Source organism: Bradyrhizobium sp. SZCCT0153, from assembly GCF_018129995.1.
In the GTDB taxonomy this organism is placed as follows: domain Bacteria; phylum Pseudomonadota; class Alphaproteobacteria; order Rhizobiales; family Xanthobacteraceae; genus Bradyrhizobium; species Bradyrhizobium japonicum_G.
Genome location: NZ_JAFCKS010000002.1, coordinates 119,335 through 137,698 on the forward strand (window position 1 = coordinate 119,335; position 18,364 = coordinate 137,698).

19 protein-coding genes are annotated in these 18,364 nt (G+C 63.5%); 11 read left to right on the top strand and 8 right to left on the bottom strand.

The window, feature by feature from the left end; translation table 11 throughout:
• The first annotated feature begins 322 nt into the window (after positions 1-322).
• The 4 genes from JQ572_RS08475 to JQ572_RS08490 all read left to right on the top strand — a co-directional run bounded on the left by JQ572_RS08475 (position 323) and on the right by JQ572_RS08490 (position 2,782).
• Positions 323-1,162: a universal stress protein gene (locus tag JQ572_RS08475; RefSeq protein ID WP_211382556.1), complete on the top strand. Its 840-nt coding sequence runs from the start codon at positions 323-325 to the stop codon at positions 1,160-1,162.
• Between the two features lie 69 nt (positions 1,163-1,231).
• Complete coding sequence (locus tag JQ572_RS08480; RefSeq protein ID WP_211382557.1) at positions 1,232-1,933, top strand: VIT1/CCC1 transporter family protein; 702 nt, start codon at positions 1,232-1,234, stop codon at positions 1,931-1,933.
• 217 nt (positions 1,934-2,150) lie between these two features.
• Entirely contained in the window at positions 2,151-2,381 is a 231-nt protein-coding gene (locus tag JQ572_RS08485; protein WP_211382558.1) for a hypothetical protein, read from the top strand.
• 212 nt (positions 2,382-2,593) lie between these two features.
• Positions 2,594-2,782, top strand: a complete 189-nt coding sequence (locus tag JQ572_RS08490; protein WP_211382559.1) for a hypothetical protein — start codon at positions 2,594-2,596, stop codon at positions 2,780-2,782.
• 204 nt (positions 2,783-2,986) lie between these two features.
• On the opposite strand, the gene JQ572_RS08495 is transcribed toward JQ572_RS08490, so the two are convergent.
• Positions 2,987-3,514: a hypothetical protein gene (locus tag JQ572_RS08495; RefSeq protein ID WP_211382560.1), complete on the bottom strand. Its 528-nt coding sequence runs from the start codon at positions 3,512-3,514 to the stop codon at positions 2,987-2,989.
• A 249-nt stretch (positions 3,515-3,763) separates the two neighbouring features.
• On the opposite strand from JQ572_RS08495, the gene JQ572_RS08500 reads away from it, so the two are divergent.
• The 3 genes from JQ572_RS08500 to JQ572_RS08510 all read left to right on the top strand — a co-directional run bounded on the left by JQ572_RS08500 (position 3,764) and on the right by JQ572_RS08510 (position 10,066).
• A complete protein-coding gene (locus JQ572_RS08500) occupies positions 3,764-5,029 on the top strand; it encodes an NHLP bacteriocin system secretion protein (RefSeq protein WP_211382561.1) in 1,266 nt (421 codons plus the stop codon).
• Complete coding sequence (locus JQ572_RS08505) at positions 5,022-7,187, top strand: NHLP family bacteriocin export ABC transporter peptidase/permease/ATPase subunit (protein WP_211382562.1); 2,166 nt, start codon at positions 5,022-5,024, stop codon at positions 7,185-7,187. The genes JQ572_RS08500 and JQ572_RS08505 overlap by 8 nt, the downstream gene beginning before the upstream one ends.
• 65 nt (positions 7,188-7,252) lie before the next feature.
• The gene (locus JQ572_RS08510) at positions 7,253-10,066 is read left to right on the top strand and encodes an NHLP bacteriocin export ABC transporter permease/ATPase subunit (RefSeq protein ID WP_249128983.1); all 2,814 of its coding nucleotides are present in this window, start codon (positions 7,253-7,255) and stop codon (positions 10,064-10,066) included.
• Positions 10,067-10,182: 116 nt separating this feature from the next.
• On the opposite strand, the gene JQ572_RS08515 is transcribed toward JQ572_RS08510, so the two are convergent.
• Together JQ572_RS08515 and JQ572_RS08520 are read right to left on the bottom strand one after the other, a co-directional pair.
• Entirely contained in the window at positions 10,183-10,410 is a 228-nt protein-coding gene (locus JQ572_RS08515; protein WP_211382563.1) for a hypothetical protein, read from the bottom strand.
• Between the two features lie 157 nt (positions 10,411-10,567).
• Positions 10,568-11,455: a hypothetical protein gene (locus JQ572_RS08520; RefSeq protein ID WP_211382564.1), complete on the bottom strand. Its 888-nt coding sequence runs from the start codon at positions 11,453-11,455 to the stop codon at positions 10,568-10,570.
• 177 nt (positions 11,456-11,632) lie between these two features.
• Between JQ572_RS08520 and JQ572_RS08525 the strand changes: the two genes are divergently transcribed.
• Entirely contained in the window at positions 11,633-12,820 is a 1,188-nt protein-coding gene (locus tag JQ572_RS08525) for a CaiB/BaiF CoA transferase family protein (protein ID WP_211382565.1), read from the top strand.
• Between the two features lie 26 nt (positions 12,821-12,846).
• On the opposite strand, the gene JQ572_RS08530 is transcribed toward JQ572_RS08525, so the two are convergent.
• The gene (locus JQ572_RS08530; RefSeq protein WP_211382566.1) at positions 12,847-13,173 is read right to left on the bottom strand and encodes a hypothetical protein; all 327 of its coding nucleotides are present in this window, start codon (positions 13,171-13,173) and stop codon (positions 12,847-12,849) included.
• Positions 13,174-13,286: 113 nt separating this feature from the next.
• Positions 13,287-13,742 (bottom strand): Hsp20 family protein, encoded by a 456-nt coding sequence (locus JQ572_RS08535; protein ID WP_211382567.1) that lies wholly within the window; start codon positions 13,740-13,742, stop codon positions 13,287-13,289.
• 342 nt (positions 13,743-14,084) lie between these two features.
• Here JQ572_RS08535 and JQ572_RS08540 point away from each other — a divergent pair, with 342 nt between their 5' ends.
• The gene (locus tag JQ572_RS08540; RefSeq protein WP_372703041.1) at positions 14,085-14,312 is read left to right on the top strand and encodes a hypothetical protein; all 228 of its coding nucleotides are present in this window, start codon (positions 14,085-14,087) and stop codon (positions 14,310-14,312) included.
• The gene (locus tag JQ572_RS08545) at positions 14,309-14,452 is read left to right on the top strand and encodes a hypothetical protein (RefSeq protein ID WP_211382568.1); all 144 of its coding nucleotides are present in this window, start codon (positions 14,309-14,311) and stop codon (positions 14,450-14,452) included. Before JQ572_RS08540 ends, JQ572_RS08545 begins: the two co-directional genes overlap by 4 nt.
• 15 nt (positions 14,453-14,467) lie before the next feature.
• Here JQ572_RS08545 and JQ572_RS08550 read toward each other — a convergent pair whose 3' ends face one another.
• On the bottom strand, positions 14,468-15,616 hold the full coding sequence (locus JQ572_RS08550) for an amidohydrolase (protein ID WP_211382569.1): 1,149 nt from the start codon (positions 15,614-15,616) through the stop codon (positions 14,468-14,470).
• Between the two features lie 99 nt (positions 15,617-15,715).
• Positions 15,716-16,804, bottom strand: coding sequence for a mandelate racemase/muconate lactonizing enzyme family protein (locus JQ572_RS08555; RefSeq protein ID WP_211382570.1), 1,089 nt, complete (start codon positions 16,802-16,804; stop codon positions 15,716-15,718).
• Between the two features lie 191 nt (positions 16,805-16,995).
• Between JQ572_RS08555 and JQ572_RS08560 the strand changes: the two genes are divergently transcribed.
• Positions 16,996-17,259: a hypothetical protein gene (locus JQ572_RS08560; protein ID WP_211382571.1), complete on the top strand. Its 264-nt coding sequence runs from the start codon at positions 16,996-16,998 to the stop codon at positions 17,257-17,259.
• Between the two features lie 44 nt (positions 17,260-17,303).
• Here JQ572_RS08560 and JQ572_RS08565 read toward each other — a convergent pair whose 3' ends face one another.
• On the bottom strand, positions 17,304-18,311 hold the full coding sequence (locus JQ572_RS08565) for an alpha/beta hydrolase (protein WP_256806585.1): 1,008 nt from the start codon (positions 18,309-18,311) through the stop codon (positions 17,304-17,306).
• Positions 18,312-18,364 lie beyond the last annotated feature (53 nt).

Sequence of the window (18,364 nt, forward strand, 5' to 3'; positions counted from 1 at the left end):
CAGGTCCGTAAGGCTGGGCGTTGGCGGCTGGGGAAGACATTGCGATGGCGATTGATACGGAAGCTATTGTGACGAGTTGATTGAATTTGAGCACGGCATGGTCCTCCATTGCTAATCAATCTCTCGGTCGAGGCCCGAGGCTCGACCTTACGAGGCGATGCTCGGTATGCCGTTGAGATGGATCAAAAGTGTCGCACAGCCCGCGAGACGTCCTGCATCCAGCAGCTGGACGACACGGATGGGCCGGGGCGATGTCTGCGATAGATCAATTTACCCTCGAATTGAGCACCTAGACTGATCGGAAGTTCAGTGGGAGGGCCCGATGGCCATCAGGGACGTTCTTCTAACGTTGACCAGCTACCCCGAACCGACCCCGGTTTCGGTCGTGGAAAAGGCGGTTGCGGTTGCGTCGTCCTTGGGTTGTCACATCGCCGCGCTCGCATGCGAGGTTCATGTTCAAGTTCCCGGCACGTTTCTTTCGAATTCTCTCGTGAATGTCGCGGGAATGGCTGCCAGCGAGGCCAAGAAGAGCCGGGAGAGCGCACAGGCGCTGCTCGCCGCGTTTGATTCCATCGCGGACAAAGCCGGCTTATCGCGCGAGAGGATCCTGGATAAATGCTTGACCAACGAGCTGCCGGACGTACTCGTGGAATATGGGCGGCTGCGCGATCTGATCCTGGTGCCCGTCCCCGAGGCCTACGATCAACGGTTTGCGGAGGCCATTATATTTGGCACGGGAAAGCCAACCTTGGTCCTGCCCGAAGCACAGCGAACCAAGCCATTCGAACTCAAGACCGCGGTGGTTGCATGGGATTTCAGCCGGGCTGCCGCTCGCGCGGTTGCCGATGCGATTCCGATCCTGGAGCATGCAAGGCAAGTGCGGGTCATAACGGTCGCGAATGAGAAGACCCTCGATACGAAGCATTCAGGCGATGAACTTGCCAAGAACCTTTCGCGGCACGGAATCGATGTGATCCTCGACAACGTCGATGCGGCGGGGCGGCCAATTGGGAAGGCCCTTGAAGCGCATGTCGCCTCCTGCAACGCAAACCTCCTCGTGATGGGAGCATACGGGCACTCTCGGCTCCGGGAGTTCATACTTGGAGGTGCGACCCAAAGCATGTTGTCGAACCCTCCCATCCCGATTTTGTTCTCGCACTGATCGATAGGGTTCTGCCCCCGGGGCGCGTGACGTCGGCCCGCGGCTTCAGGGCATTGTCAGGAGAACGATATGAGCCGCCTTCATGTGCACACCGAGAACCATCTCGTTGATCGGATCGGATGGCTCAGAGCTGCAGTCTTGGGAGCCAATGACGGTATCATCTCGACCGCGAGCCTGGTCGTCGGCGTTGCGGCAGCGGCGGCAACCCGAAGCGACGTCCTTATTGCTGGTATTGCCGGATTGGTCGCCGGCGCGATGTCGATGGCCGCGGGCGAATATGTCTCCGTCAGCTCGCAGTCGGATACCGAGCAGGCCGATCTTGCTCGGGAGCGCAAGGAGTTGAGCGAGAACCCTGGATTCGAGCTCGACGAACTTGCCGAGATCTACGTCAAGCGGGGTGTCGACACGTCGTTGGCGCGGCAGGTAGCGGCGCAATTGATGGCGAAGGACGCGCTGACGGCTCACGCGCGCGACGAATTGGGAATCTCGGAGATTACCGCAGCACGTCCGGTCCAGGCCGCGTTTGCCTCGGCTGCAATGTTCTCGGTGGGGGCCGCCATGCCCTTGCTGATGGTTTTCGTGTCGCCTGCCAGCGCCCTGGTCCCGATTGTGTCCGCTGCATCGCTGGCCTTTCTTGCCGTGCTGGGAGCGGTCGGCGCAAAGGCGGGAGGCGCGAATATGCTGCGTGCGACTGTCCGCGTGACATTCTGGGGCGCCTTTGCCCTGGCGCTGACCGCCGGCATCGGGAAGTTGTTCGGGACTGTGGTCTAGGGTCCGGACCCAATTGGTCCACCAAATAATGGCAGCGGCCCGAAGTGCATTTTGGCAGGCAGCGCGCCCAAAGGGTTCAGCAACGTCCCTCGGCTCCTGGCGACAAATCATTTCCAATAGCGACAAGGTGACTGCAGTCACATCAACCCCTCGTGCGTGCCGACACATTGCCCGTGGTTGCGGGATGGCCTCGCAGCGTCAACGGGAGAAAACGACGATGAGCGTTCCGACGAACAACGACTTTGCAAATTGTGAGCTGTCCCTTGAGGAGCTCGATTCCGTCGCTGGCGGCGGTCTGTGGGGCTGGATCAAGCACGAAGCGTCCTCGGCCTGGGATTGGCTCAAGCACGATGGCCTGAAAGTCGCGGAAGCCATCATCAAGGTGATCGCGCATCCCCCGACTGGCCCCGGCCCGGGTCCAACCGTGCCCCCGCTCAGAATGTCCTGACCCTGGACGGGACCAGCCGGTCAAGCTTGGGATTCCCGGGCCATCGGCCCGGGAATTTCGTCTGAGCGAACGAAAGAGAGGCCAAAATCCGGTGCGGGCTCCCCTCCATGCTCCTGTGTGAGGGGCCTCACAGTCTGGACGAACCTCGGGTCCTATACCTGTGACCACTGATTGAGAGGGGCGGTCCCTCCTAAGGCAAACAGGAGATGGCAATGACAAAATCTGAGACCTCGAAGAACGAACACTCTGCAATTCTGCTCGATGATGCGGCGCTGGAGACGGTGGTGGGCGGTTCTACCGAAAGCATGCTCCAGAGCATTCTGGATTCGCGCGCGGTCGGCGGCTGGACGATGCGAGACGTCTTCGCCAGGCCGGTGCTGGGACAGTACATCCCGCATTAGTCCCGCCGGACATGAAACGGACCATTTGCGGGTCGATCGTTTGTCGGTGGAATGTCTCCGTCGTCAATCCGGAGTGAAGAGGTCATCCGATCGGATGACCTCTTTCGTTCCGCCATTCGTTAGGGTTCGACGACGACAGGTTGGTGAGTCCGCCGCTTCATCCGGATCTCGTCGCGCGGGTATCACGACCGACGTCGGTTCATTTCAAAGTCGAGAACGAATAGAACTCAAAATCCCGGTTGTCGCGTCGACGACTTGCAAAGCCTGCTGAGCCTTGGCCAAGGCCAGAGCCGACCTCGCGCACTGATCGGGAAGCTGGGCAATCTTCTTGCGCTGGCTGGTCAGAATATTGGTCGACTGCTCGACGGCGAATTTCACCACGTCGCGGGTTGGGTCATTCTCACTGACGCTGATCAGCTCCTTCTCGATCGTGATCAGATATTCGAAACTGGACAGCTCTTGCGAAATCTCGACGAGATTCTGAATCGTGGACTTGACGCAATCTGCATCGACAGCGGAGATGTCGGGCCTCTTCGAGGTCTGGACCAGATCGCCCATCAGGCCCGCGAACATCGGCCTGAGATCCTCGACCTTCTTCAGGTCCGCCTGGCTGAGAACGCCCGCCATGCACACGTTCGTGGCGACCAGCAATCCAATGCATTGTCTGGTCAGCTGAGCGACGACCACGCGGGCCGCTGCGGTAAGTGTGACGCTGTCCGCTCGTCGTTTCATTTGATGCGTCCGATATCCTCAGCCCCGACAGTGTCATTGAAATATCAGCGCAAGCTTAGCGCCGTACGGCAGAGCGCTCAATTGTATTTTCCGCCAGCGCCGCGCGCAGGACTGGCCGTTCGGGGGTGTCGCGGCCCGTTGTGCAAAAAATGGCTCCTGTGTATCATTGGAGAATACTTCAGGCGTTCCCTGCTGGTTTTGACAAGCGACAAGCAGTTGCGCCGAACTTTCTTGCGGGGAGATTGAGGCGTGACTGAGGGCCCCGAACGTATTTTCCGCGCCAGTGCGTTGCAGCGTGCGGCATCGCCCGACGAACTCGATCATCTCGTTGCGATCACCAAACCGGCCGATTGGATTCTCGCCGCAGTCGTGACGATTGCGCTGGTCGCCGCGCTCGTCTGGGGCATCTACGGCCGAATTCCGTCGCGCGTGTCGGGGCAGGGCATTCTGGTCGGCAGCGGCCGCGTCGTCGATGCGGTGTCCGGCGCGGATGGCAGGCTCGCATCGCTCGGCGTTGCGGTCGGCGACCATGTCGAGCGCGGGCAGGTGATCGCCCAGATCTCGCAGACCGAGATCGAGCAGAAATACGGCAACGCCGTGGAAACCTACAAGGAGCGGCAGCGTGAGCACGACGACATGGCCGCGAAGGTCGAGGCGGAGCTCGCAGTAAAAGCCTCCAACTTCGAGAAGCTGGAGACCGCCTTCAACAAGGTCATCGAAGCGACGGGCCAACGCGTTCAGTCCCTCGATATCGACGTGAAGAATCTCGAGCAACTGATGGTGAAGGGCCTGACGACGCGCAAGACGCTGGAGGATCGCCGTCTCGAATTGACCGAGGCCCAGCAGCGGCGGACGGACTCGCAGAACGAGATCCTCAAGCTCCACGCGCAAAAGACCGATCTCGAAACGCAGCGATCGCGCGAATTGCAACAGGCCGAGTTCGCGGCCAACAATGCGCGCCGTGAGATGCAGGCACTCGCCGGAACTTTGGGACGGAATTCACAGGTCTTGAGCCCGATTGCGGGGCGCGTGCTGGAGATCAAGACGTCGACAGGCTCGGTCCTCGCCGTCGGCACGCCGGTCGTCCTGATCGAGGACGAGGGCGCAAGGCTCGAGGCCATCGTTTATGTCCCCGCAGACCAGGGCAAGAGCGTCAAGCCGGGCTTTCAGGTGCGCGTGGCGCCCAGCACGGTCAAGCGCGAGGAATTCGGCACGATGATCGGAGTTGTCTCGAGCGTTTCCGAATTTCCCGTGACTCCCCAGGGCATGACGGCCGTGCTCCACAACGATCAGCTGGTAAAAGTGTTTTCCCATGACGGTGCGCCCTATGCTGTCGCCGTGTCCCTCGACCAGGATGCATCGACGGCAAGCGGCTATCGATGGGCGGTCGGAAAGGGTCCGCAGGTTCATCTGACCAGCGGCACCTTGGCCCAGGCCGAGATCACCACCCGCAACCGGCGTCCGCTGGACCTCGTCGTTCCTCTCATCAGGAAGCTTACCGGGATCGATGGGTAGTCCAGCTTCGCCGACGTCAGGAGTCAAGAAGACGCCCACCGTCCTGCAGATGGAAGCGGCGGAATGCGGCGCGGCGTGTCTTGCCATGGTGCTGGCGCATTACGGGCGGTGGGTGCCGCTGGAGCAACTTCGCGTCGAATGCGGGGTGTCGCGCGACGGCAGCAAGGCGAGCAACGTCGTCAGGGCGGCACGGCGCTTCGGCCTGTCTGCCAAGGGATTTCGGCAGGAGCTCGCGACGCTCCGTTCGGCGCCGACCCCCTGTATTATCCACTGGAACTTCAATCATTTCGTCGTTCTCGACGGGATCGAGGAAAAATACGCCTACATCAACGACCCCGCCTTCGGGCGGCGGCGCATCGGCATCGACGAGCTCGACCGGAGCTTTACCGGCGTCGTGCTCACCATGGAGCCGACGGCCGATTTTGTGGCGCAAGGAAGCAAGCCCGGCGGATTGCGCTTGCTGGTCCGCGAGCTGCGCGGCTCGAAAGCTGCGGTCGGTCTGCTTGTCCTGCTCAGCTTCGTCATGGTCATTCCGGGGCTCGTCGCCGCGAGCTTTTCCAAGATTTTCATCGACGACGTGCTGATCCAGCATTTGAACGGGTGGTTGCGCCCGTTGCTGGTTGGCATGGCCGTCACGGCGCTGATTCGTACGGTCTTGACGCTGCTGCAGCAGTCCCTGTTGCTCAGGCTTCAGACAAAGCTCTCGGTGGTGATGATCAGCCGGTTTCTCTGGCGGGTGATGGCATTGCCCATGGAGTTCTTCACCCAGCGCCATGCCGGCGACATCGCGACGCGCGTTGCGGCCAACGAGCAGATTGCGCGGCTGCTCGCGGGTGGAATTGCCGCGAACGTGCTCAATCTTACCTCGGTGGTGTTCTTTGCGCTCGCGATGCTGATCTACGATGCGTGGCTTGCCGCGATCTGTATCGGCCTGTCGCTGCTCAACGTTCTGTCCTTGCGGCTCTCGCACCGGCGCCGGGAGGACCTCAGCCGCGGCCTCTCACAGGAGCGCGGAAAGTCGTTGGGAGCAGTGGTCAGCATTGTCAGAACCATCGAGACGATCAAGGCAAGCGGCCTTGAAGACGAGGCGTTCGGGCAATGGTCCGGCATCCAGGCCAAGCTTCTGAATGCGGAGCGCCAGCTGGCATCGTCGTCGATCATGCTCGATATGATCCCGACCTTGATCTCCGGAATGACCATGACGGCGATCCTGATTCTCGGCGGCATGCGGGTCATCGAGGGGTCCCTGACGCTCGGCAGCCTCGTCGCTTTCCAGTCGCTGATGGCCAGTTTCTCCGAGCCGGTCGCGACGCTCGTCAATCAGGCCAGCGGATTCCAGTTGATCCGTGGCGCGCTCGACCGCCTCGAAGACGTCTACAACTATCCGCTCGGCAACAAGCCGAACGGCGATGCATCGAACAAGCGCTTTCCCGCCAGGCTTGCTGGGCGCATCGAGCTCAGGAACGTGCAGTTCGGCTATTCCCTGCTCGAGCCTCCCCTGATCGCCGACCTTTCGATTGCCGTCGCTCCGGGATCGCGCGTCGCCCTCGTCGGTGCGTCAGGCAGCGGAAAATCGACGCTGGGCCGTCTGATTTGCGGGCTCAACAAGCCCTGGGCCGGAGAGGTCTTGATCGATGGGGCGCGGCTTGAGGATGTTCCGCCCGAAATCCTCGCGAACTCCATTGCCTATGTTGATCAGGACATTTTCCTGTTCGAGGGCACGGTTCGCGACAATCTCACGCTGTGGGACCGGACGACGCCGGACATCGATCTCATGAGGGCGTTGAAGGACGGCGAGATCCAGGACGAGATCGCGGTCCGGGCCGGCAACTACGACTCATACGTGAACGAGGGTGGGACGAATTTCAGTGGCGGGCAACGTCAGCGCATCGAGATCGCGCGCGCGCTGGTCGGTCGCCCGTCCCTCATCGTTCTCGACGAGGCGACCGCCGCGCTCGATCCGGTCACGGAGAAGGCGATCGACGACAATCTGCGCCGCTCCGGCTGCACCTGCATCATCATAGCGCATCGTCTCAGCACGATCAGGGATTGCGACGAGATCGTCGTGTTGCGCCAGGGAAAGGTCGCCGAGCGCGGGACGCACGAGACTCTGCTGGCGCTCGATGGCGAGTATGCACGGCTGGTGTCCCAGGAATGACGCATCCGATCGAAAGCATCGCGTCCGGCACAGGCCTCGTCGCATCGGCGAAATTGCCGATCAATATGGCGCTCGATGGTCGCAGGCCCATCCTGCTCGATCATCATGGCCATGTGTTCGAGATCGTGGCCGGTCACGTCGACATATTCGCTGTCGATGTCGACGACGGCAAATGCGGCGGCAGACATCATCTGTTCCGGATCGAGGCCGGAGACATCATCCCCGATCTGCCATCAGCCGGCGGCTTGAGCTTCATCGCGGTCGGCACCGAAGGCACACGCGCGTCTGCGCGTCTCAGAACCGACCTGCCGTCAGCGGCCTGCGCAACGCGTTGGATCGAGCGGCTCGCTCGCTTTGTCGCGGGCCCGGCACCGTTATGGCAGATGGCTGAACTGCCGGAGGGGGCGAGTGCGCTGGCCGCCGGCGAAAGCCGCCGGGGTCCGATGCGCGGTCTGCTCTGGCTGACGGTGGAGCGGGGCGCTGTGAAATTAATGGGCGTCGGAGCGGCCTATGCAAGCGGAAGCCGCCTGCTGCCGTTGACGGCAGGCCTGTGGGTGGAAGCGGGCGACGACGGCTGCGTTGCGAGCGCCGACAGCCGGGGGCCGGGTGACGGCGCGATCTGGCCCGCGATTGATCAGTTTCATAAAGCCTTCGTTGCATGTGTCCAGGGCATGCTGGCCCGTGAGACGCAGGGCGAGAGCGAGCGTCTGGCGAACCGGAACGCACTCGCGGCTTCGCAATCGATGGAAGCCTTCGATCGCCTGTCCGGCATCATCGTGCGACGTTTCGATCACGACGCGGTCGATGCATCCTATTCGGACAGGCTGGCCGGTGCCTGCCAGATCGTCGGCAACGCGATGCGTACGCCGATTGCGATCTCCGGCCGGATCGACGGCAGCCCGCAGGACTTCCCGAGCCTCGCTCAAATCGCGCAGGATGCCCGCTTGCGGCTGCGCCAGGTGCTGCTTCGGTCGGATTGGTGGAGAACCGATGCCGGCCCCCTTGTCGGCTGGGTTGGCGAGCAACGCAAGCCGGTCGCCCTGGTTTATGAGCCGGGCCGCGGATATGTCATGATCGACCCGCTCACGAAAGCGCGCCGGTTGGTCGATCGCTCCCTTGCAACCCAATTCGCGCCGGAAGCGGCGATGTTCTATCCCCCGCTGCCGTCACGATCGCTCAAGTTCTCCGACCTTCTTCAGTTTGCACTGCGTTATGCGCGCGGCAGCGGCCTGCGTATTGCAGCGGCGGTGGTGGTGATCGGCCTGCTGTCCTTGGTGACGCCCTTCGTCACCAATCTGCTCATCAGCTCGATCATCCCGAGATCGGAGCTCGACCAGCTCGTCTTCTGTGCGTTGGCGCTTGGCCTGACGGCGTTGGCGGTGGCCGGCGTGCAGGTCATGCAGGGGCTCGTCATGCTTCGCATGGAGGCAACGATCGATTGGCGGTTGCAGGCGGCGATGATCGATCGCCTGCTCAGGCTGCCGACCGCCATCTTCCGGGAGTTCACGGCCGGCGAGCTGGTGGACCGCGCCATGGGCATTGATGCCGCGCGGCGTGCTTTGACAGGCCACGCGTTGCGGGGAATGATCGCCGGCCTGTTCTGCGTGTTCAGCCTCGGCTTGATGCTCTACTACAGTCCCAGGCTGGCGTTGATCGCGATTGCGCTGACCTTCGTGAGGGGCGCCGCCATCATCTCCACCAATCTGCTGCGGCTGCATTTCGAGAACAAGCACTTCAATCAGCAGGGCAAGGTCAGCGGATTCGTGCTCCAATTGCTGACCGGCGTCGGAAAACTGCGCGTGTCGGGGGCAACGCAACGTGCGCTCGGAATCTGGTCGAAGCAGTTTGCGACACAGAAGCAGTATTTCGTCTCGTCGCAAGTCGCGAGCAACGGCCTCGGCGCGTTCGAGACCGCATTTCCCTTGATCGCAACGCTGATCATCTTCGCCTACGCGTCCTATTCGGACAGCAATCTGCTGAAGGACATCGGCACGTTCTTCGCCTTCTTTTCGGCCTTTGGTCAATCGATGGGAGCCGTCGGGGCCTGGGCCGGCGGCGTGAGCGAGGCGCTCATCGCCATTCCGCCGCTGTTCCGGCTGCGGCCTCTCATCGTCAGTCCGACGGAGATCTCCGACGAGCGGAAGTCGCCGGGTGAATTGACGGGAGCGATCGAGCTTGCGCGCGTGTCGTTCCGGTATCTTGCGAGCGGCCCCCTGGTGCTCGACGACGTCACGCTGAAGATCGCGCCGGGAGAATATGTCGCGATCGTTGGGCCGTCCGGGAGCGGAAAATCGTCCTTGTTCCGGCTGCTGCTGGGTTTCGAGCGATCGGAATCGGGTGCGGTGTTCTACGACGGCAAATCGATCGAGACGCTGGATGTCAGCGCGTTGCGTCGCCAGCTCGGCGTCGTCCTGCAGAACGCGAAGCTCGCGAACGGAAGCATCTACGAGAATATCTGCGGCGGGCTCCGGCTGCCGCTAGATCAGGTCTGGGAAGCCGCGCGGCTCGCAGGAATGGAAGACGACATCAAGGCGATGCCGATGGGCATGCTGACCCAGGTGTCCGAGGGCGTCAGCACGCTTTCCGGTGGGCAGCGGCAGCGCATCATGATTGCGCGGGCCATCGCGCGGCGTCCCCGCGTCCTGCTGTTCGACGAGGCGACGAGCTCGCTCGACAACCGGTCCCAGGCCGTCGTCAGCGACGCACTGGAAAACCTGAACGTCACCCGGATCGTGATCGCGCACCGGCTGAGCACCGTCCAGCGCGCCGACCGGATCATCGTGCTTGTCGACGGCAAGATCGTCGAAACCGGGACGTTCGAGGAACTCAGCGCCGCTTCGGGAACGTTCGCGGCATTTGCGCAGCGGCAGATGCTTTGAGATATGCCGGCGACATCGTTCGCGCGTCGGCCGGCGGTTGAAAGCAGAAGCTCCCGGACAGGGTCCGGGAGCTTCGCTGTGAGTTGACTTGGAGCGTCTTGCTTCGCGCTTGAGGCTCAGTTCTGCTTCATCGCAGCCTGACCACCGACGACGATCGCGCCACCACCGACGAAAATGCCGGCAAGGACGGCAACCGGCGTGCTCGAGAGGAACTTGCCGATGGCTTGACCCGCGTCGTGGATGAAGTGGGTCACGCTGCTGAACCAGCCGCCGCCGGCGACTTCATCGAGCTGGTCGATCGAGAGTTCGAAGTTCGCGCTGTCTTGCTTGATCAGATGGGCCATGTTGTCTCTCCTGTCTGGATGCTGCGGGATCATCCCCGCAACTGTGGACAGGATGCCGCATGCGTCCGACGATCGCCGTGACCGGAGTCACGCTATTGCGGCGAGCGATGATTTTGTCGCTGGCGTGCCAGTCTTGGCAGGATTGTCCAGGCAGCGCTTATCCCTCGTATTGATCCGGGCCCATCGCCCATGACGCTTGATCATGTCCGTTCGCGTAGTTGCGATTATTGATTGCCGGATTGCGATTGACCATCGGCCGCATGAACATTGGATGGGTCGCGCTGCGCACTTCGTGCTCGACAGTGAAAAGATGCTTGCCGCTGTCGAGATCGACGATGTCGCAGAAGCGGTACTGGTACTGATTGTCCTCGCGCGAGACCAGGTCGCGGGCCAGCAGCTTGCGGTAAGGGCCGGAGAAATCGGTGATGTACATCTGCACATGGTGGCCGTCATAATCGCCTTGCGGCCGGTCAGTCTCGCGAAACAACAGATGCTGGTCGCGGCCCGTCTTCACGGCGGCGACCGTGCCGTCGCCGTTCCACAGCTCGGATGGCATGCCCATGATTTCAGGGTAGAAGGCGCAGATGCGGGCCGCGGATCCCACCGGCACGTCGAACTCGACATAGGGAATGCCGAGCGCAATGCGCCCGAAGCGCGCGGCGTCGGGCTCGTAGCAGCGCAGGCGGTTGCCCCACGGACAGGTCGCTTCGACATGGTCGTTGCGCTCGGCGAACGCGAACGCCGTGCCCTCGAGCTTCTTCGCCACCGACGCCAATCGCGTCAGCAGCGCCTCGCGGCCTTCGATGACCAGCCCGGTATGGCCACGCAGCACCTGCGGCCTGCCGCTCGGCAAATGAAACTGGCTCCGTCCGGCGTTGATCCACATGTTGGTGTCGGACACCATCAGATAGGGATCGCGGGTCAGCCCGAGCCCGGTGACGTAGAACAGAGTGGCGAGGCGCTGGTCCGGGACCTGGATGTTGACGTGCTCGAAATGGATCGCGTTGCCGAGATCTTCTTTGGATCGATCGAATTGTTGCGGCATGGACGGGGCTCTGGTGGGGGACGGATGGAAGCATAATAGAGCACAATTTCCGCCAGTCGAAATGATTTGCCGGTCGCATCTTGAAGGCGGGGCAGGGAACGGCATGGCGTCCGTTGCCACCTTGCCGCAAAAGCCAATCCCTGTAAGCTGACGAAAGACACATAAGGAAAGAGGTCGATGGGAGGAGTTCTGGAGGGCGTGCGCGTCCTCGATTTCGGGCGCTATATCGCGGGGCCCTATTGCGCGACCTTGCTGGCCGAATTCGGCGCCGAGGTCATCCGCGTGGAAAAGCGCGACGGCAGCGAGGACCGTTTCGTCGCGCCGGTCGGCGAGGGCGGCGAAGGCGCGCTGTTTCTCCAGGTCAACCGCAACAAGAAGTGCATCACGCTCGATCCGATGAAGCCGGAAGGGCAGGAGGTGATGCGCCGACTGATCGCGACCGCCGACGTGGTCGTCGCCAATCTGCCGCCGCAGACCCTCCGCGCCATGAAGCTCGATTATGACTCACTCAAGGCGATCAAGCCCGACATCATCCTGACGACGGCAACCGCGTTCGGCGGGCCGGGGCCCTGGTCCGACCGCGTCGGTTTCGACGGCGTCGGCCAGGTCATGTCGGGTGCGGTGTACATGACCGGCGCCGGCGATCCGCCTTACCGGGCGGCGGTCAACTGGGTCGATTTCGGAACGGCGCTGCATTGCGCGTTCGGCACGCTCGCCGCGCTGATCGAGCGCGGCAAATCCGGGCGCGGGCAGGTCGTCGAGGGCGCATTGCTGGCAACCGCGCTGTCCTTCACCAATGCGACGCTGATCGAGCAGGCCGTGATCAACGTCAATCGCGTGCCGACAGGCAATCTCGGCCAGACCGCGGCGCCGGCGGACATCTATCGCACCCAGGACGGCTGGGTGCTGTGCCAGGTCACGGGGCATCCGCTGTTCAAGCGCTGGGCCAGGCTGATGGGCGAGGAAGAGCAGTGGCTGAACGATCCGCGCTTTGCCGACGACATCAGCCGCGGCAACAAAGGCCCCGTCATCAGCGAGCGGATGGCGCGCTGGTGCGCCGAGCGCACCACGCAGGAGGCCGTCGACACGCTCGGAAAGGCGATGATCCCGACCGGGCCGGTGCTGAGCCCGCAACAGGCGCTGGATCATCCCCACATCCGGGCCGCCGGCTTCATGCAGGACATCGACTATCCCGGCTTGCCGAAGCCCGCGCCGGTGACGCGCGCCGCCGTCCGCCTGTCGGAGACGCCGGGCGAAATCGTGAGCCGGCCGCCGACGCTCGGCGAGCATACCGATCTTGTCCTGACCGAGCTCGGCTACGACAAGGCCGCGATCGCGGCGCTTCGGCAAGGCGGCATCGTCTAGTCAATGCGCATCACGAATTTGCCCGATTACGAATGAGGCTGCGTGGCGGCGGTCGGAGACCGCCGCAGCCGCATCGAAGCGCCGCCGCGGGGCGGCGGATCGTCGTCGTCATCCAGCCTGCGCAGCGCGGCGAGGATGTCCGCGAGCCGGACGACGTGGTCCAGGCCGGGAATCTCGCGCAATGCAGGATGGGATTCGACCGCGTACATGTCCGAAGCCCACGAAGACAGGATGATCCGCTTCTCCGCTGTCGAGAGGGCGCGGTCGTTCAGGACGGCGGTCGGCGATTCGTAATGTGCGGCGGGATAAAACAGCGGGTCGAGACCGCCGGTGGTAGCATTGGCCTTGGTCATGGTTGTCTCCCTCTACACTCCTTTCAAAGGGATGGTTCCTGCTCGGCGGACGGCGACCAAGGTCGCCATCCGCCATGCTGGTTGCGGGCAGTGCCGAACTCGTTTTGGCGAGGCTAAGCCGCCTTCTTCTGCTCGATCTGCGGTGACGAGGCGCCCGCGATCGGGATCCGGCGCGGCTTCATCGCGTCCGGAATCTCGCGCACGAGATCGATGATCAAGAGACCGTCCTGAAAGGCGGCCTGCTTGACCTGGACGTAGTCGGCGAGATTGAACACGCGGCGGAACGGGCGTGCCGCGATGCCCTGGTAGAGATATTCGCGCGCGGCGCCGTCGGGCTTCCTGCCCTCGACGGTGAGCGCGTTCTGTTCGGCGGTCACGATGATGTCGCTGGCGCCGAAGCCCGCCACCGCCAGCGTGATCCGGTAGTGGTCTTCGCCGGAGCGTTCGATGTTGTAGGGGGGATAGTTGTCCTCGCTCGCCTGGCGCAGCGTGCTGTCGACGAGGTCGGCCAGGTGGTCGAAGCCGATGGTGGAGCGCCACAGGGGCGCGAAGTCAAAATTGGTCCTCATACCAAGTCCTCCAAAGAGCAAGATGGATACGAAGGAGCGCAAGACAGGGAATCGGAGCAGGTCCGAAGACCCCGGCCGGCGCCCGCGCCGGACCCGATCGGGCATCCGGCACACCGCTCTCGCGGCGAAAGACGACTTAGAATGGCGCAAGGACGTTGCAAGAGGGGAACTCCAAAAAATTTTCAGCCAGCGCCGGCGCCGGTGGGCGACGCCCTCCAACGGGCCGGGGAGCGGCGAGGGGACGTCTTGACAAGGACGGCAGTCCGAATATTTTTTACGCCGGAAGATTCCTCTTCCAACACGCTATTCGAAAAGGACTTTGAAAGACCGTCTGGAGTGACGATGATGCTCGATCAAGATCTGGCCCGCATTCGCGCGCACCGAAACAATCTCTCCCGCTACCGGCGCTTGCTGAAGACCAAGCTGTCGGACATCGAACGCCAGTTCATCGAACGACGTCTCGCCGAGGAGCAGGCCGCGCTGGACGCTCTCGCCGCCGGTACCTTCCCACTCACATTCATCCTTCCGAACACGCCATCGGGCGCCGCTGCCACGGGAGCGGAACGATGAGCAACGTCCGCGATCTCCTCATCCGGGGCAGCGGGAAGGTGATCTGGCACTATCGCCTGCTGCTGGCCGGCGCCAGGACCGAGAGCGAACGCAAACTCGAGCCGCGGCCTGACTGGAAGCTGCCGCGCGAAATCCCGTGACCGGTTTCGGCTGCGCTAGTTCGATGCCAGCGCTTTCTTGGCGACTTCCGCCATCCAGCCGGAGGCGACGGGAAGGATTGCGTCGTTGAAATCGTAGCGCGGGCCGTGCAGCTCGGCGCCCTCGCGCAATTCGCCATTGCCGATCCAGACGAAGGCGCCCGGCCGCTGCTGAAGATAGTGGGCGAAATCCTCGCCGGCCATGCTGGGCGCGAGGTCGCGCCGCAGCTCGGCCTGGACCTTGTCCGCGGCGAGGCGCGCGAGACCCGCCTCGGTCGGCGCGTTGATCACGACGCCGACGCCCATGACGATCTCCGGCGTCACCTTGACGCCGAAGCTCGTGGCAATGCCGGCGCAGATCTGATCGATCCGCGCCAGGATGGTGTCCTTCACCGCATCGCGATGATACCGCAGCGTGCCGCCGATCGCGACGCGTCCGGCGATCTGGTTGCGCGCCGTGCCGCCCTCGAGCGTGCACAGCGAGAGCACGGCGGTGTCGAGCGGATCGACACTGCGCGACACGATCGATTGCAGCGCCACGATCAAATGGCCCGCCGCCATCACCGGATCGCGCGTCAGATGCGGCATGCCGGCGTGCCCGGCATGGCCCTCGATGGTGATGGTGATGCGCCCGCCGGAGGCCATGACGACGCCGTCATGCACCGCGATGGTGCCGGCGGCAAGGCCCGGCCAGTTGTGAAAGCCGAACACCCGCTGCATCGGAAAGCGCTCGAACAGCCCGGCGGCGACCATCGCGCGCGAGCCGCCAAAGCCTTCCTCGGCCGGCTGGAAGATGAAGTCGACCGTCCCGCTCCAGCTGGTGTCGGAGGCGAGTAGCGCGGCGGCGCCGAGCAGCGAGGCGGTGTGCCCGTCATGCCCGCAGGCATGCATCACGCCGGCAGTTGTCGAGGCGTAGGGCAGGCCCGTGTCCTCGGTGATCGGCAGCGCGTCCATGTCGGCGCGCAGGCCGACGCGGCTCTGCGCATGGCCGCGCGTCAAGGTCGCAACGATGCCGTGGCCGCCGATTCCGGCCTCGAAGGGAATGCCGAGCTCGGCGAGTTTTTCCCGCACGAAGGCGGAAGTGGCCTCTTCCTGCAGGGACAGCTCGGGATGCGCATGCAAATGCCGGCGCCACGCGGTCAGTTTCTGGTGCAGCTCGGGTGTCAAGGTGGGTCTTTCGGATGATGACGGCTGCCGCCACCATAACCGATTATTCGCCCGCCGCATCCAGCGCGGGGGAATAGCTCGCGTGCAGCAACACGCGTACTATGGCGCGAGCTTCGCCAGCCCGCTCCAGTCGAAACTGATGCCGTGGCCCGGCCGGTCCGGCGCGAGCGCCATGCCGTCCTGAAGCACCAGCGGGTGCTCGATATATTTGTCCAGCCCGAACCCGTGAGCTTCGAGGTATGACCGGTTCGGGCAGGCCGCGAGCAGGTGGACGGTGATGTCGTGCGCGCCGTGGCTGGTGACGGGCAGGTTGAATGCCTCGGCCAATCGCGCGATCTTCACGAAGGCACTCACGCCGCCGCAATTGGTCACGTCGGGCTCGGGATAGGACACCGCCCCGGCGACGATGTAGTTCTTGAACTCCCACAGCGAGCGCAAATTCTCGCCCGCCGCGATCGGCACGCCGCCGGCTTGCATGATACGCGCGTGGCCCGCGACATCGTCGGGAATGATCGGCTCCTCGAGCCAGGTGAGGTCATGGGGGACGAAGGCGCGGGCGGCGCGGATCGCTTCCTCGACCGTCCATTTCATGTTGGCATCCGCCATCAGCGGAAAACCGTCGCCGAGATGCCTGCGCATCGCCGCGACCCGCGCGACGTCGGATTTGAGGTCGGGCCGGCCGACCTTCATCTTGATGGCGCGAAAGCCCTTGGCCAGATTGCCGTCGGTCTGCTTGAGCAGCGCCTCGACGGAGAGATCGAGGTCGATGCCGCCGGCATAGCACGGCACACGCGCATCGAAGCCGCCGAGCAGCCGGAACAGCGGCAGCTTCGCGCGCCGCGCCTTCAAATCCCACAGCGCGATGTCGAGCGCGGAGAGCGCCAGCACCGCCGGCCCGCCGCGCCCGCCATAATGCAGCGCCCACCAGACCTGATGCCAGATCGCTTCGGTGTCGTCGGCCTCGCGGCCCTCGACGAGCGGCGGGATCTCGCGCTTGAGGATGTCGGCGACGGCGCCACCATTGCGTCCGACCGTATAGGTGTAGCCGACCCCTTCGGCGCCATCTGAATCGCGCACCCGGCAGGTGATCAGCTCGAACGCCGTGATCTCGCCATGGGTCGAGTCGGAGAGCGTGACGGGGAGGGGGATCCGGTAGAATCCGGACTCGATGGTTGAAATGCGCGGCATTGGGCCTCCCTGCGTTTTCTTTGCAGGCTAGGCCGGCAGGCACCGCCAGGCAATGCAGTCGTGGTGAAAATCCTGGCGCACCTTGCGAGGGCCCCCGGCGTCGGTCGAGGCTAGCGGGTTGATGTAGATCAAGGAGGACCATCGCCGGGGTGGAGACATGCCGTACGGCTTTCGATCAGAAGGAGCACCCGATGTGGATCCTGATGTATGTATTCTCCTACTCCGTCAGTCCGGCCGCCACGAATGACAGGGCCGAATGGAGACTGCTTCCGAATGTCGTATTCCAGGAGTTCTCCAACGAAAAGCGATGCAAGACGGCCAAATCGAAACTCGAGGACAGCTTGAAGGATGCCGGCGCGAGGTTGAGAAGCGGCCTGGAGGATTTGAAGGCTCTGGGCAAGGCCGACCCGGCGCAGATTATCATCGCTTTCAATGTGGAATGCGTCCCGAAATGAGTCGCGTGTCGACTGACCGCTTGCAGATGCAAGCCTGAGCCGGGCTACTGTGACGCCGCCCCCGCCGCCGGCCGCCGCGAAGCGTCCTCGGCCAGCTGCTGACCCTGGGCGAGCCTGCGCTCGATCAAGCCCATGACGGTGCTCGCGTCTTCGAATGCGCGCGAATGCGCCTGTCCCTGCAGGCGGGTGATGTCGAACACCAGAATATTGGCCCGCGCCAGCTCGCCCTTGTAAGGCTCTTCTTCGGGATTGACATCGCCGAGCCGGGCGAGGCCGCCCGCGATCGACTTCGACAGTTTCAGCGCGCCGTCATCCTGCGACAGGAACAGCGCGAAGCGCGGCCGCGACGTCCCCATGCCCTGCATCTGTTCGCGAAACGCCGCGAACGCGACGTCGGGGGCCACCATCGCCACGTTCTTGATCTTGCCGCCGATCTTCCCGGTCCGTCGTGCCCTGGCCTGGAGCGCATCCAGCGTGATCAGGCAGCCCATGGAATGGCAGAGCACGGTGATCTCGCGGATTGCGGGATTGAGTGCGACCTGGTCGATCAGCCCGTCGAGCGATCCGGCGGAGTCGCGGGCGACCTCGCCGTCGCGCTCGTAGGCGCGCAGTCCGACCAGACCTTGCGAGGGCCACGAGAACAGGATCGGAATCACTGGGGCCTTCGAGTCCTGGACGATCTGTGCGAAGCGATAGACCGCATCGTCGAAGCGGTTGTTGAAGCCGTGGATGAAGATCATCGCCTTGCTGCGGCGGGTCGTCCTGGCGACGCTGTTGACGGTGGTGTTGAAGGCGACCTTGTCGAGGTAGTCGGCCGACACCGTGACGAACTCGCGGCGCGGATCGCCGGGCGGCACCACCGGCCACTGGATCGCTCCGACCACACGGGCCTCGTCAGGCGGAATCGAGACCGAGACCATCGCGTAGGACATCGCGGCCGCGCGCTCGCGGCTGAACATGTCGCCGGTGTCGGTGGCTGCGCGCTCGCGAGTCGTCGCGACAAGGACCGGGACACGCGAGGTGCTCTCCGCGGCCTCGACCGGAACGAGCACGCCCTGCAAGGGCCGTCCCGCACAGGAGGCGCAAGCCAGAGACAGGATCAAGG

Excerpts from the sequence above, each read along its gene's own strand:
- JQ572_RS08520 (WP_211382564.1), bottom strand. The coding sequence starts at position 11,455 with ATGCCGCAACAATTCGATCGATCCAAAGAAGATCTCGGCAACGCGATC.
- JQ572_RS08555 (WP_211382570.1), bottom strand. The coding sequence starts at position 16,804 with ATGCCGCGCATTTCAACCATCGAGTCCGGATTCTACCGGATCCCCCTC.
- JQ572_RS08545 (WP_211382568.1), top strand. The coding sequence starts at position 14,309 with ATGAGCAACGTCCGCGATCTCCTCATCCGGGGCAGCGGGAAGGTGATC.
- JQ572_RS08485 (WP_211382558.1), top strand. The coding sequence starts at position 2,151 with ATGAGCGTTCCGACGAACAACGACTTTGCAAATTGTGAGCTGTCCCTT.
- JQ572_RS08510 (WP_249128983.1), top strand. The coding sequence starts at position 7,253 with ATGGCGCTCGATGGTCGCAGGCCCATCCTGCTCGATCATCATGGCCAT.
- JQ572_RS08515 (WP_211382563.1), bottom strand. The coding sequence starts at position 10,410 with ATGGCCCATCTGATCAAGCAAGACAGCGCGAACTTCGAACTCTCGATC.
- JQ572_RS08495 (WP_211382560.1), bottom strand. The coding sequence starts at position 3,514 with ATGAAACGACGAGCGGACAGCGTCACACTTACCGCAGCGGCCCGCGTG.
- JQ572_RS08490 (WP_211382559.1), top strand. The coding sequence starts at position 2,594 with ATGACAAAATCTGAGACCTCGAAGAACGAACACTCTGCAATTCTGCTC.
- JQ572_RS08535 (WP_211382567.1), bottom strand. The coding sequence starts at position 13,742 with ATGAGGACCAATTTTGACTTCGCGCCCCTGTGGCGCTCCACCATCGGC.
- JQ572_RS08525 (WP_211382565.1), top strand. The coding sequence starts at position 11,633 with ATGGGAGGAGTTCTGGAGGGCGTGCGCGTCCTCGATTTCGGGCGCTAT.
- JQ572_RS08530 (WP_211382566.1), bottom strand. The coding sequence starts at position 13,173 with ATGACCAAGGCCAATGCTACCACCGGCGGTCTCGACCCGCTGTTTTAT.
- JQ572_RS08480 (WP_211382557.1), top strand. The coding sequence starts at position 1,232 with ATGAGCCGCCTTCATGTGCACACCGAGAACCATCTCGTTGATCGGATC.
- JQ572_RS08505 (WP_211382562.1), top strand. The coding sequence starts at position 5,022 with ATGGGTAGTCCAGCTTCGCCGACGTCAGGAGTCAAGAAGACGCCCACC.
- JQ572_RS08540 (WP_372703041.1), top strand. The coding sequence starts at position 14,085 with ATGATGCTCGATCAAGATCTGGCCCGCATTCGCGCGCACCGAAACAAT.
- JQ572_RS08475 (WP_211382556.1), top strand. The coding sequence starts at position 323 with ATGGCCATCAGGGACGTTCTTCTAACGTTGACCAGCTACCCCGAACCG.
- JQ572_RS08560 (WP_211382571.1), top strand. The coding sequence starts at position 16,996 with ATGTGGATCCTGATGTATGTATTCTCCTACTCCGTCAGTCCGGCCGCC.